The organism is Arsukibacterium sp. UBA3155, from assembly GCA_002364615.1.
In the GTDB taxonomy this organism is placed as follows: domain Bacteria; phylum Pseudomonadota; class Gammaproteobacteria; order Enterobacterales; family Alteromonadaceae; genus Alishewanella.
In genome coordinates, this window is the sequence record DEYP01000015.1 from 15,956 (window position 1) to 29,259 (window position 13,304).

Here is a 13,304-nt window from a genome sequence, read left to right on the forward strand (position 1 = left end):
TGAAGATGGCATTAGATATGACCGATTTCCCGCTGTTAGCTAAAGCCGATGTGCCAGAGCAACTGCGTAAATTACCACAGGATAAGCTGCCGGCTCTGAGTGCTGAGTTGCGGCGTTTTTTGTTAAAAACCGTCAGCCAGAGCAGTGGCCATTTTGCCTCGGGCCTGGGTACGGTAGAGCTGACCGTTGCACTGCATTACGTATACAACACGCCTTTTGACCGGCTAATCTGGGATGTCGGTCATCAGGCCTACCCGCACAAAATTTTAACCGGTCGGCGTGATAAAATGCATAGTATTCGTCAGAAAGACGGCTTGCATCCTTTTCCCTGCCGCCAGGAAAGTGAATATGACACCCTGACCGTAGGCCATTCCAGCACGTCGATTAGCGCCGCATTAGGTATGGCCATTGCCGCCAGGCAGGCTAAGTCAAAACGCAAAATCGTAGCGGTAATTGGCGATGGCGCGATTACCGCAGGTATGGCGTTTGAAGCGCTTAACCATGCCGGTGAGGTTCGACCCGATATGCTGGTTATTCTGAATGACAATGAAATGTCGATTTCAGAAAATGTCGGTGCGTTAAACCAATATTTTGCCCGGATTTTATCTGGTAGCTTCTACACCAGCCTGCGTGAGGGTGGTAAAAAGATTTTACAGGGCGTGCCACCGCTGCATGAACTGGCCAGCCGGGCAGAGGAGCATTTTAAAGGCATGGTAACGCCGGGTACCTTTTTTGAAGAACTGGGCTTTAACTATATCGGCCCAATTGATGGCCATGACGTGATTACCCTGGCCGATACGATTCGCAATATGCGAAATCTGAAAGGCCCGCAGCTACTGCATATCGTCACCAAAAAAGGTAAGGGCTATGCTCCGGCTGAAGCCGATCCTATTGGCTACCATGCTGTCGCGAAATTTGATCCTGAAGCCAGTAGCCAACCGATAAAAAAACCCGGTAAGCCAACCTTTTCCAATATTTTTGGTAGCTGGCTCTGTGATATGGCAGCTCAGGACGAACGCTTGCAGGGCATTACTCCCGCCATGCGTGAAGGCTCTGATATGGTGCAGTTCTCTAAACGTTTTGCGACACGTTATTTTGATGTTGCCATTGCGGAACAACACGCAGTTACGCTGGCTGCAGGTATGGCGATTGAAGGATTAAAACCGGTCGTGGCCATCTACTCCAGTTTTCTGCAGCGCGGTTATGATCAGCTCATTCATGATGTAGCCCTGCAAAATCTTGATGTCTTGTTCGCAATTGATCGGGCCGGTATTGTCGGCGCTGATGGCCCTACTCATCAGGGCGCGTTTGATATCAGCTTTATACGCTGTATTCCTAACATGCTTTTGATGGTGCCTTCGGATGAAAATGAATGCCGTCAAATGCTTTATACCGGTTATCAGCACCCGGGGCCTGCTGCAGTGCGCTATCCACGCGGAATTGGTTCAGGCGTTGCAGCAGAGCAAAATATGCAGTTACTGGCGCACGGCAAAGCCCGTGTTGTCAGAGAGGGTGAAAAACTGGCCATTCTGGCGTTTGGACCATTACTGCAACAATGCCAAGCCATTGCTGCAGATCTGAATGCCACTCTGGTAGATATGCGCTTTATTAAACCGTTAGACGAAGCCCTGTTGCTGCAACTGGTTAGCCGTCACAGCCATTTTGTCACAGTAGAGGATAACGCGCTTATTGGTGGCGCAGGTTCTGCTGTTAACGATGTATTGTTGCGCCATGGCTGCAACGTGAGCGTGCTTAACCTTGGACTGCCTGATCAATTTGTAAAACATGGCAGTCAGCAGGAAATCTATGCCGAGCTGGGTTTAGACAGCGAGGGTATCAGCAGACAAATAAACGCGTTTTTATCAGCATAAAACCGGCATTAGCCAGGCATCTTAAAGTGCCTGGCTATCTCCCTGTTCAAACCACACCAGTCCCTCTGCCAGCAGTTTTTCAATTTGTGCTTCAATATGGGCAGAGTCTTCAAATTCGAATGCATCCAGTTGGCTATCAAATTCCAGGGTGGCTACGGCATTTTTGCCATGATGCTTAACATGGTAAAGCGCCAGTTCGGCCAGTTGCAGCGACACTTCCCAGTTAATTAACTGCCCACCCAGTAACGGCAGCGGATAGTGGGCATAACCGATAGAACAGGTTAGTCTGACAGTTTGACCGTCAGGTAAGTTAAATGCCGCTTTCGCAACTTGCTCGTTGAGCCGGTAACTAAACTGGCGAACCAAATCTGCCTGAATATCACGCAACACCAGTACAAACGCAGCGCCGCTGAAACGCACGACATAATCAGAGCCGCGTGTTTCCCGGATCAACAGGCCACTAACCTGCTGAATAAGGCTATCACCAGCACTGTTACCATACTGATCATTAATTTGTTTAAAGTTATCTAAATCAACATGCAATAGCGCCAGGCACTTACCCTGATCCTGCATTAATTCCCGGTTACGCTGGAAGTGTTCAATATCTTTTGGTAATTGTTCGAACATAAAGCGCCGGTTACGCAACCCCGTCAGGTTATCTTTATGGGTCAACTGCCCAAGTTGCTCATTCAGCTCATTTAACCGCACATTACTATTTTCTAACTCCTGGGTGCGCTGCCTGACCAATCGCTCCAGTTCCAATTGTTTGTGCAATGTATTTCGCCTGACCAGCCATAATACGCCATACAGACAACACAACAATAATAGCAACCACAATGAGCGATACAGCAGCGTTTCATCAAAACGCTCCGGCACGATCAATTCCAAACTGGTCTCGGAGGCAGATTGCCAGCTGTGGCCGGCCTGTCGTACCTGGAGCCGGAAAATGAAATCACCCGGAGGTAAGTTAGTATATACGGCCTCTCGACGCTGGCTTACTTCGTGCCAGTGGCTGTCAAAACCCTCCAGACGATAGCGAAATTGCAACGCGTCAGGTTTAATGTACTCCAACGCAGAATAATGCAACCTGACATTGCGCTCATCCATTTCCAGCACGAGCTGTTGCTGCCCCTGGGTCAGTTGATATTGCTGACTGGTGGTAACCTGTTTTATCTGCGGCTTTAACGGCTGCTCTGACGTTTGCTTTAAATTTGCCTGTACTGCTATCAACCCTTTAAGCGTCGGAAACCAATACTCGTCCTGCCACTGCACTATTTTAGCGTGCCCCGCCCCATTACAGCAGCGATTTGGGCCACTGCCTAACTGCCGGTCAAAAGGAGTCAGCACCTCATCAATAATAAAAGGCTGATTACTACTCTCTGGCAATGTCGCCAGTGCCAGCCGGTATATACCTTTATGGCTGCTTACCCATACCTGTTGATCGACCTCATCATAACTGAAGCTAACCGCTGGGCCATGTGGCATGCCGTTGCCGGTGTGAAGCTGCAGCCATTGCTGCTCTGGCCGCCGGATAAAAATTCCATCATCAATGGTGCTGACCAGCAAGCTGCCATCGGGTAAATGCAGCAGTGCCAATATATAACTGTTGTACAGTGCGTTGCCTACGCCCAGCCGTTGAAGTTTGTCTTGCTGATACTGATATAACCCTCTTGTGGTACCGACAAATAATTGATCTGTTTTGTGCTGCAACGCGGTGATATTACGCGATTCAAATTGCTCATTTAACGGTGACAGAGTTAACTGTTTATCTGAGGAGTAGTAGAGTCCCCGCACGCCACCGAGCCATACCCCGCCGTCAACAGCAGGCTGTACCACTTTAATCGTATTGCCCTGCAAACTCGGGAAAGGGACACTGAGTTCCCGGGTTTTCAGATTATATTGCAGCAAACCACTATCTGCTCCAAACCAAAGCAATTGTGATTCGGGCCAGAAGAAATCGTGTATGGTTTGACTGCCCATAATCTCAGCACCAAGCAAGGTGGTAAATTCACCTGACTTATTCAGAGTTTGCAGCGCTGACTGACTGGCAATAATAAGCTCATCATCAGGTGTTAAGCCAACACTGCGTACTACCGGATCTGCCAGACCATCAACTAATCGTCTAACGTGCCCGGCAGCGGCGCGGTAAATTCCATCGCTGTAACTGGCCAGCCAGATATTTTGCTGTTTATCTTCAAATACGTCACTGAACCAGGGTGTAGTGCCAAGTTCAGCCGTAGTAACCGTTTGCCATTCTTGCCGATGTTGCCGGTAAAAAAGCTTGCGATAGGTTGAAATCCAGCTTCCTTGCTGACTGTCTTTGAACAGCCGGTAAACAGCGCTGTGCTCACCATCAGGTAGCTGACACTTAAGAATTTCGCCTTCTGGCGATAAATGATAAAAACCACTTTCGCTGGCCAGATGTAAACCCTGCTCGGTCACGGTCAAATCATAAACCGGTGTCTGGGCGAGCTCTAAAGGTAACGGGTAGGCGTGCCGCTGCTGGCTACCATCGGGGCTCAATTGATAAAGATGTTCGGCAGTGCTTACCCAGATACCTTCAGGCGCTTTTTCGAGCTGATGCACCTGACTGCGTACCGCTTCAATTCTGCTGATTTTACCTGCTTTAATTCGAAATAAATTATCTGCTGCCACCCAGACTTCATCATCGGCGATGCTGATAATAGCCGTGACCTCTGCCACAATCGGATAACGTTCAAATTTTAACGTTGTTGGATCAAGCCCCGACAGCCCGGCTTTGGTGCCAACCCAGATATAGCCGGTGTTGTCCATAAGTAAGCGGGTAATGGTATTACTGGCCAGATGCCGGGTGTTATCACTGGTAAAATGTTCAAACTGCAAGCCGTCGAAGCGGTTAAGGCCATACAAGGTCCCAAGCCAAAGATAACCCAATTCGTCCTGAGTCACGGCCCGCACAGAATTACTGGAGAGGCCGTCGTTACTGGTCCAGTGCCGGATATCAAAATCGTAAACTGATGGTACGCCTTGTTTATCCTGCTCTGACTGCATTGCTATGTTCGGCGTGTGATTTGTTGCGTTGTTGCCAGTAGAACCAGTTTGCTCAGCAAACGCGAGGTTAGCCACAGTGAGCAGCATTAATCCTGGTATTATCAGTTTATTCATTCCCTTGCCCCGCACTGTGGTCTTTTACCGCTAACTCAGCAGCTGATAATAAAAAAGCAATTGCAGTATCAGCCAGGCAGGCACAGCTGCCAGTATATCGTCCAGCATAATTCCCAGGCCACCGTGCACCCGCAGGTCAAACCAACCTATTGGCCACGGCTTTACAATATCAAATAGGCGGAATAATAAAAAACCAACCAATAAACTTTGCACACTCAGCGGTACCAATAGCATGGTTAGTGCAAAGCCGATAACTTCGTCCCAGACAATAGCGCCATGATCGTGTTCACCGACATCTTTTGCTGTTTTACCACAAATATAGATACCCAGTAGTGTCCCCAGCAGCAGAAATGCCAGATACCAAACGGTACCCAAAGCGGCGAACGCAATGATAAATGGAATGGCAACCAAAGTACCAAAGGTTCCCGGCGCGCGGGGCGCAAGACCTGCGCCAAACCCTAATGCCAGCAAATGCTGCCAGCGACCTAATTGAAATTTATTATTATTCATGGGAAATGGACAAACCCCTGATGCTGGTAATCAAATGGTTGCTCGCCGGCTTTTAATTCCAGTTTTCCGGCAACACCGGTAATCCGGCCTATACAACTGACAGGTACACCATAGGGCGAAAGTAATACATCCAGGCTGCCGCGTTTGCTCTCTGGTACCGTAAACAACAGTTCGTAATCTTCACCACCGGATAATGCCATGTTCAGTGCGGTAGCGTGATCGCAACTGTCTTTTAGTGCCTGAGACAGTGGAAGTTTATTCACGTCGATATAAGCACCTACAGCAGAGCGGCGTAATATATGGGGCAAATCACCACATAAGCCGTCAGAAAGATCCATTGCGCTACTGGCAATGTTTCGCAGTGCCTGGCCCAGCGCAACACGGGCGGAGGGAAAATGAAAACGTTGTAACAAATGCGCCTGATGTTTCTTACTTGCCTGAGCATGGCCCTGACACACTTTTAAACCCAGCGCCGCATCGCCCAGGGTACCCGTCACGTAAATGTAATCGCCCACTTTCGCACCACTGCGGGTAATCGCCCGGCCACGTGGTACCTGGCCCTTTGCTATCATGGTCAGGCTTAACGGACCACGCGTTGTGTCACCACCTATCAGACGACAATTATAATAATCAGCGGTTTCTGCCAAACCTGCCGCAAACTGGCGCAACCAGGCTTCATCAACTTTGGGTAGCGTCAATGCCAGAGATAACCAGGCTGGCTCAGCCCCCATTGCTGCTAAGTCACTGACGTTTACCGTGACCAGCTTGTGGCCAAGTGCCCTGGGATCAACATCCGGGAAAAAATGGGTGCCACTGACCATCGTATCGGTTGTGACAACCAGATCATAACCGTCGCGCATTTGCAGCACAGCGCCATCATCACCGACGCCCACCAACACGTCCTGACGCGCGATACCAGCGTCAGCAAAGAAGCTGGCAATAAGTTCGAATTCACCCATAGTAAGTAAAAAAGCCGACAAATGCCGGCTCTCCTTTAGTTGGTTCGCAGCACCCGAACCGCTTTATCAAGAATACCATTGACAAATTTATGGCTGTCATCTGCAGCAAAGGCTTTTGCCAGCTCAATGGCTTCATTAATAATCACTTTATAAGGCACGTCCAGCCGGTATTTCAGCTCGTACGCGGATACCCTTAACACCGCTTTTTCTACCAGATCGATATCTTCAAACGGTCGTTCCAGATAAGGCTTTAATGCTTCATCTAACTTGCTGTGATGCAAGACAACACCGCGTAAAATATCCTGGAAATAAGCAACATCCAGTTGTTTTACATTATTTTCCAGCAAAAGCTGCTGTTCAATGTCGGCTATCGGGTTATGGCTGACTTGCCAGCTGTATATCCCTTGTACCGCCAGTGAACGCGATTGACGACGCACATTTGGTTTCATAAAATTTCCTGTTACAGCTGGTCCAGCACGTTAACCATTTCCAGCGCTGACATAGCAGCCTCTGCGCCCTTGTTGCCCGCTTTGGTGCCGGCACGCTCTATCGCTTGCTCTATGCTATCAACGGTAAGTACGCCAAACGCAACCGGTAAATCGTGTTGCATGGCAACCTGGCCTATACCTTTGGTGCATTCGCCAGAGACGTACTCAAAATGCGGGGTACCGCCACGGATCACTGCACCAAGCGCAATAATGGCATCATATTTTTTGCTCGCTGCAACCCGCTGCAGCGCCAGTGGCATTTCAAAAGCGCCAGGGATCCGCACGACAGTAATATCCTGATCGTCGACGTTACCCACTCGCTTTAAAGTATCCACGGCGCCATCTAACAAGCTTTCAACGATAAAACCGTTAAACCGAGCCACGACTAACGCGAACTTTTTGCCCTTGGCCACATAGCCGGCTTCAATCACTTGCATGGTAAATCCTCTCGAATCTGGGGCTGCAAAAATCAGCCGCGTATAATATCACAAAATCTACAATTGCGGCATCGCTGTTATTCGGAGACGTAGTCGACGACTTCCAGTCCAAAACCAGATAAGGCATGATACTTTTTAGGCTGGCTTAACAACCGCATTTTTTTAACGCCCAGACTGGCCAGGATCTGTGAACCCACCCCAACATTACGTGACGTGCCCTTCCAGGGTACTGTTTTGGGTTGCTCGCCTTTATCTTCAGCTTCAAATGCCTGCACCATCCGCACCAACTCTGCCGTTGACTCATGCTTGCCAAGCAACACCAACACCCCGCCTTCGTCCGCAATCCGCTTCATTGCGGTATGTAGTGGAAAACTGCGATTCGCGGCACGATCAGCCAGCAGTAAATCCGAAAACGTATTGTGTAAATGCACCCGCACCAACGTCGCCTCATCCGGCTTAATATCACCTTTAACCAGAGCAAAATGCAGCTGATTGTCGATGGTATCCTTGAACGTAACCAGCTGAAAATCACCCACTTCAGTGGGTAACTGACAGGTAGCAACCTTCTCGATGGTTGTTTCATTCAGGTTTCGGTATTCAATTAAATCAGCGATAGTACCGATCTTAATATTATGTTCACGGGCAAATATTTCTAAATCCGGCCGTCTGGCCATAGTGCCGTCATCATTCAGGATTTCCACGATAACTGCTGCGGGCTCAAGGCCTGCCAGCCTTGCCAAATCACAGCCGGCTTCCGTATGCCCTGCCCGGACCAACACCCCACCATCCTGGGCCATCAGCGGAAAAATATGTCCTGGCTGGACAATATCTGCAGGGCCGGCATCACGAGCCACTGCAGCTTTAACGGTGCGAGCGCGATCTGCAGCTGAAATACCGGTGGTGACACCCTCAGCCGCTTCAATGGAAACAGTGAAGTTAGTCGCAAAAGGAGACTTATTTGCATCGACCATCAGTGGCAGATTAAGTTGTTTGCAGCGCTTTTTACTCAGGGTAAGACAAATCAGACCACGGCCATGCTTCGCCATAAAGTTAATAGCTTCGGGCGTAACATAGTCTGCGGCCATCACCAGATCACCTTCGTTTTCACGATCTTCATCATCCATCAGTATAACCATCTTGCCCTGACGAATATCTTCAATAATTTCAGCAGGTGTATTCAGTTGCATAAAAACCCTTGTTATAAGTTGGCACAATAATACCGGTAAATAGGATGCGACGTTAAGCCGGTTGTTAAATGTATCAGAGCGTGTTTATCTTATTCAGTAGCGCCGTCAGCCGGATGTCGGTCCCCACCTGGCAAATATCATTAAATTCAAACCTATAAGCCTGGCTCAACGCCGTCAATTCTGGTAATTCCGCCATGGCTCTGGCCTGCGGACCCAATAATATCGGAGCCTGGTATAAAATAAATTCATCCACCAGTTGCTGCTGCAATAACGCACCGGCCAGTGTGGCACCCGCTTCTACCCAGATGCTACGAACCTGATGTTCGGCTAGCAGATATAGCAACGCGCGCAAATCAAAATATCCATCAACGCCAAGCGGCACGGCTAACTGCTGAACCTGTGATGGCATCACTAACGGTGGCGCATTGTCCGTCACACACAGCAAAATAGCGCCGGCTAAATTGAATAACGGCTCGTTGCCGGTTAATTGGCGGCGCCGATCAAGGATCACTCTTACTGGCTGCCGCAACTGACCATCGGATAACGGCGTTAGCGTTGGTCCCCCGTCGGGCTGTCTGACGCTCAGGCGGGCGTTGTCAGCCAGCACCGTACTGGCGGTAGATAACACCGCACTACTTTGTGCCCGGTATTGCTGAACATCGGCTCGTGCCTGCTCACTGCTTATCCACTTGCTTTGGCCATTGGCCAAAGCAGTACGACCATCAATGCTGGCAGCCAACTTTAACCGCAGCCAGGGTCTTTGCCTTTCCATGGCACTGAGAAAGCCCCGGTTCACTGCCCGCGCTTCAGCTTGCATCAAGCCAGTTTGCACGTTGATCCCAGCCTGGGTTAGTAACGCAGCACCCTTGCCAGCAACCAGAGGATTCGGGTCCAGCATCGCTATTACTACCCGTGAAACGCCAGCTGCGATCAGTGCTTCAGCACAGGGAGGCGTGCGGCCAAAATGGCTGCACGGCTCCAGTGTCACATAACAGGTAGCACCACGGGCGTTGTCACCAGCCTCAGCCAGCGCATAAACTTCGGCATGGCCCTGACCGGCCTGATGATGATAGCCAGAGCCAACGACCCTATCATCCCGGACGATCACCGCCCCCACATTGGGGTTAGGATCAGCGGTAAACCTGCCTTTGGCGGCCAGCTGCAGTGCCAGTGTCATAAACTGGATGTCGGCCGCAGTAAAGGCCATTACTGCTCTCCTAAGCGGGCAATTTCCTCACCAAACTCACGAATATCTTTAAACGAACGGTACACAGATGCAAACCGCACATACGCGACTTTATCGACCTTAACTAACTCGTCCATAATCAGATTGCCGAGCATTTTACTGCCAAGTTCACGCTCACCTGTTGCACGTAATTGTGACTTAATTTTCTGGATAAGCTGTTCTATTTGTTCGGTCGATACCGGCCGTTTTTCCAACGATCTTAGTAATCCGTTGCGCAGCTTGTCTTCATTAAAAGGTTCACGCGAACCATCCCGCTTAATGATCCGGGGCATCACTAACTCAGCGACTTCAAACGTGGTATAGCGTTCATGACACGCCAGGCATTCCCGGCGGCGGCGAACCTGATGACCGTCCGCCACTAAGCGCGAATCAATGACTTTGGTGTCATCAGCATTACAAAAGGGACAATACATGGACAGTTCTCAGAGATAAAAATGGCCGCAAATGCGGCCATAATAGCACTAAATTAATGCTTAAGCATAAACCGGAAAACGGCTGCATAACTGACCGACGTCAGCCTTTACCCGCTCGATAACACTGTCATCATCAATATTGTCCAGTACATCACAAATAAAACCGGCAACCTGACGTGCCTGCTCTTCTTTAAAACCGCGACGGGTAATCGCCGGCGTACCAATACGTAAGCCACTGGTGACGAAAGGTGAGCGCGGGTCATTCGGTACTGAGTTTTTGTTAACGGTAATGTGCGCCCGCCCTAAGGCCGCATCAGCCGCTTTACCCGTAATGTCTTTATCTATTAAATCCATTAAAAACAAATGGTTTTCAGTACCACCAGAGACGATTTTATAACCACGTTTGATCATTTCATCACACATGGCTTTGGCGTTGTTTAATACCTGCTGCTGATACACTTTAAATTCCGGCTCTAATGCTTCTTTAAAAGCTACCGCTTTGGCAGCAATAACATGCATTAATGGTCCACCCTGGCTACCCGGGAATACCGCCGAGTTAAGCTTCTTCTCGATTGCTTCATTTTTACGTGCCAGAATTAAACCACCACGAGGACCAGCCAGCGTTTTATGGGTAGTGGTGGTCACAACATCTGCAACCGGTACCGGGTTAGGATACAAGCCTGCAGCGACTAATCCGGCAACGTGCGCCATATCAACCAGTAAATACGCCCCTACTTTATCGGCGATATCTCGAAACCGTTGCCAGTCAACAATCCCGGAGTACGCCGAGAAACCTGCGATAATTAATTTTGGTTTATGCTCCAGGGCAAGCGCTTCGGCCTGGTCATAATCGATCACGCCGGTATCAGGATGTAAACCATATTGCACAGCCTTATACAACTTACCTGATGAACTAACATGTGAGCCATGGGTTAAATGACCACCATGAGCCAGACTCATGCCTAAAATCGTGTCACCCGCTTCCAATAAAGCTAAAAATACTGCTGCGTTGGCTTGTGAGCCCGCATGAGGTTGCACATTCGCATAGTCCGCAGCAAAAAGTTGTTTAGCCCGGGCAATCGCTAAATCCTCTGCAACATCGACAAATTCACAGCCGCCGTAATAACGTTTGTGTGGATAACCTTCAGCATATTTGTTAGTAAGTTGCGAACCCTGTGCCTGTAAAACACGCGGACTGGCGTAGTTCTCAGAAGCAATTAATTCAATGTGCGCTTCCTGACGGGCGGTTTCATCGGCTATCGCCTGCCATAGTTCCGGGTCAAAATCGGCAATATTCATCTCACGCTTTAACATGCTTTCTCCTGGGCGCAGGTCACGCTTACTGGTTAAATAATTGGGGACTGGTAATTGGCGCTTATTCTACCCTGATTTTATTCAGGATGCACCGAAAATATAGCCATCCGGCCGTCCACTAAAGGCCGCGCACTGACTGTTTTAATAACTGGATAGTCTGCTTTACAGCTAACAACGCTTTACAAGGCCAACCGCTGACACTACTATACTGTATATCAATACAGTCTACTTAGCATTATGAGCAGTCAGCGTAAAATTATTCATATCGACATGGATTGTTTTTTTGCCGCAGTAGAAATGCGCGATAACCCGATGCTGGCCGCTATTCCATTGGCGATTGGCGGCAGTCGCAGTAGCCGCGGCGTTATTGCCACCTGCAATTACCCAGCGCGCGCTTTTGGTGTCCGCTCTGCCATGCCTACCGGGCAAGCTTTAAAGCTATGCCCGCAACTGCATTTAATGGCCGGGAATATGGAGAAGTATAAGACGGTTAGCAGGCAAATTCGGGCTATCTTTCACCGCTATAGTGATGTAGTAGAACCCTTATCACTGGATGAAGCTTTTCTGGATGTCAGTAACAGCCAGCATTTTGGCGGCAGTGCCACCCGCATTGCTGATGATATCCGCAGGGTCATTCTGGCAGAAACCGGGCTCACCGCCTCAGCAGGGGTAGCGCCAAATAAATTTCTGGCCAAAATTGCCAGCGATGAAAACAAACCTGACGGCCTTTTTGTTATAACGCCGCAACAAGTCGCGGCATTTGTCGATAATTTACCACTTGCTAAAATCCCCGGAGTGGGAACTAAAACCGCTGAACGCCTTAGCCGGCTCGGTTTGACAAAATGCAAAGATATTGCCAACTGCGATTTAGCAGTGCTGGTAAAGCATTTTGGTGCAATGGCTGATAGTTTACTTAAGCGTAGTCAGGGTATCGACGAGCGTCCGGTGCGGGTGGAACGTCATGCCAAATCAGTCGGTGTTGAACACACTCTGGCGACAGATATCGACGATTATCCGGATTGCGTTGAGGCCTTAAGTGCTTTATGGCCAAAACTACAATTGCGCCTGGAACATCAAAGCGATAAAGGGCTGCAGAAGATCGGGGTTAAACTTAAATTCAGCGATTTCAGGCAAACAACGGTGGAATGTCAGGCTCAAACCGCGAAACTGGAGCAGTTTCTACCCTTGTTACAGCAAGCGTGGCAACGCCGGCAACAACAAGGCGTGCGTCTGGTCGGCATACAGCTTGGCTTTGCCGCGCCTAACCCAGGCCAGCTTAATTTACCTTTTTAAGCGAATAGTTAGTTATCGGGCCTGGCCGGATTTCAGACATAAAAAAGCCAGCTCTGCGGCTGGCTCTTTACAAGAAAACTATCAGATTAACCGGTTACAGTGACGTTTTCAGCCTGTGGACCTTTCTGACCTTCGGTAACTTCGAAAGTTACACGCTGACCTTCAACTAAAGTTTTACGGCCTGTGCCATTGATAGCGCGGAAATGAACGAATACGTCTTTGCCGCCTTCGCGCTCAATAAAACCGAAACCTTTATCTTCGTTGAACCACTTAACTGTACCAGAAATTAACTGTGACATAACACTCTCTTACTTTAACTAAATTTGCCGAAATTTCGGCGACTTAAATATTCTCGGCCAGCTTATCGAGCGGCTAAATATTCAAACGCATTATCAGTTAAGCTGATCATGCGGTCAATATAAATACCGGACGAGCAGAAAAT

12 protein-coding genes are annotated in these 13,304 nt (G+C 49.1%); 2 read left to right on the top strand and 10 right to left on the bottom strand.

Translation table 11 applies throughout. From position 1 onward, the window contains the following. Positions 1 to 5: 5 nt before the first annotated feature. On the top strand, positions 6 to 1,871 hold the full coding sequence (gene dxs / locus B2X65_RS05215; protein ID WP_290611101.1) for a 1-deoxy-D-xylulose-5-phosphate synthase: 1,866 nt from the start codon (positions 6 to 8) through the stop codon (positions 1,869 to 1,871). Between the two features lie 21 nt (positions 1,872 to 1,892). Here dxs and B2X65_RS05220 read toward each other — a convergent pair whose 3' ends face one another. The 9 genes from B2X65_RS05220 to glyA all read right to left on the bottom strand — a co-directional run bounded on the left by B2X65_RS05220 (position 1,893) and on the right by glyA (position 11,569). Continuing rightward, entirely contained in the window at positions 1,893 to 5,015 is a 3,123-nt protein-coding gene (locus B2X65_RS05220; RefSeq protein WP_290611102.1) for a ligand-binding sensor domain-containing protein, read from the bottom strand. A 30-nt stretch (positions 5,016 to 5,045) separates the two neighbouring features. Then, positions 5,046 to 5,525, bottom strand: coding sequence for a phosphatidylglycerophosphatase A family protein (locus B2X65_RS05225; protein WP_290611103.1), 480 nt, complete (start codon positions 5,523 to 5,525; stop codon positions 5,046 to 5,048). Then, positions 5,522 to 6,505 (bottom strand): thiamine-phosphate kinase, encoded by a 984-nt coding sequence (thiL, locus tag B2X65_RS05230; protein WP_290611104.1) that lies wholly within the window; start codon positions 6,503 to 6,505, stop codon positions 5,522 to 5,524. Before thiL ends, B2X65_RS05225 begins: the two co-directional genes overlap by 4 nt. Positions 6,506 to 6,519: 14 nt before the next feature. Next, a complete protein-coding gene (gene nusB / locus B2X65_RS05235; protein ID WP_019674766.1) occupies positions 6,520 to 6,933 on the bottom strand; it encodes a transcription antitermination factor NusB in 414 nt (137 codons plus the stop codon). An 11-nt stretch (positions 6,934 to 6,944) separates the two neighbouring features. After that, positions 6,945 to 7,409, bottom strand: a complete 465-nt coding sequence (gene ribE, locus B2X65_RS05240; RefSeq protein ID WP_290611106.1) for a 6,7-dimethyl-8-ribityllumazine synthase — start codon at positions 7,407 to 7,409, stop codon at positions 6,945 to 6,947. A 77-nt stretch (positions 7,410 to 7,486) separates the two neighbouring features. Further along, complete coding sequence (gene ribBA, locus B2X65_RS05245) at positions 7,487 to 8,596, bottom strand: bifunctional 3,4-dihydroxy-2-butanone-4-phosphate synthase/GTP cyclohydrolase II (RefSeq protein ID WP_290611107.1); 1,110 nt, start codon at positions 8,594 to 8,596, stop codon at positions 7,487 to 7,489. Between the two features lie 73 nt (positions 8,597 to 8,669). After that, positions 8,670 to 9,803: a bifunctional diaminohydroxyphosphoribosylaminopyrimidine deaminase/5-amino-6-(5-phosphoribosylamino)uracil reductase RibD gene (gene ribD / locus B2X65_RS05250; protein WP_290611109.1), complete on the bottom strand. Its 1,134-nt coding sequence runs from the start codon at positions 9,801 to 9,803 to the stop codon at positions 8,670 to 8,672. After that, entirely contained in the window at positions 9,803 to 10,255 is a 453-nt protein-coding gene (gene nrdR, locus B2X65_RS05255) for a transcriptional regulator NrdR (protein WP_290611110.1), read from the bottom strand. The genes ribD and nrdR overlap by 1 nt, the downstream gene beginning before the upstream one ends. A 60-nt stretch (positions 10,256 to 10,315) precedes the next feature. Then, positions 10,316 to 11,569 (bottom strand): serine hydroxymethyltransferase, encoded by a 1,254-nt coding sequence (glyA, locus tag B2X65_RS05260; RefSeq protein WP_290611111.1) that lies wholly within the window; start codon positions 11,567 to 11,569, stop codon positions 10,316 to 10,318. A 237-nt stretch (positions 11,570 to 11,806) separates the two neighbouring features. Here glyA and dinB point away from each other — a divergent pair, with 237 nt between their 5' ends. Further along, positions 11,807 to 12,862 carry a DNA polymerase IV gene (gene dinB, locus B2X65_RS05265; RefSeq protein ID WP_290611112.1) on the top strand — a complete coding sequence of 352 codons (1,056 nt, stop codon included), beginning with the start codon at positions 11,807 to 11,809 and terminating at the stop codon, positions 12,860 to 12,862. Between the two features lie 86 nt (positions 12,863 to 12,948). Here dinB and B2X65_RS05270 read toward each other — a convergent pair whose 3' ends face one another. Beyond that, positions 12,949 to 13,161, bottom strand: coding sequence for a cold-shock protein (locus tag B2X65_RS05270; RefSeq protein WP_019674773.1), 213 nt, complete (start codon positions 13,159 to 13,161; stop codon positions 12,949 to 12,951). Between the last annotated feature and the right edge of the window lie 143 nt (positions 13,162 to 13,304).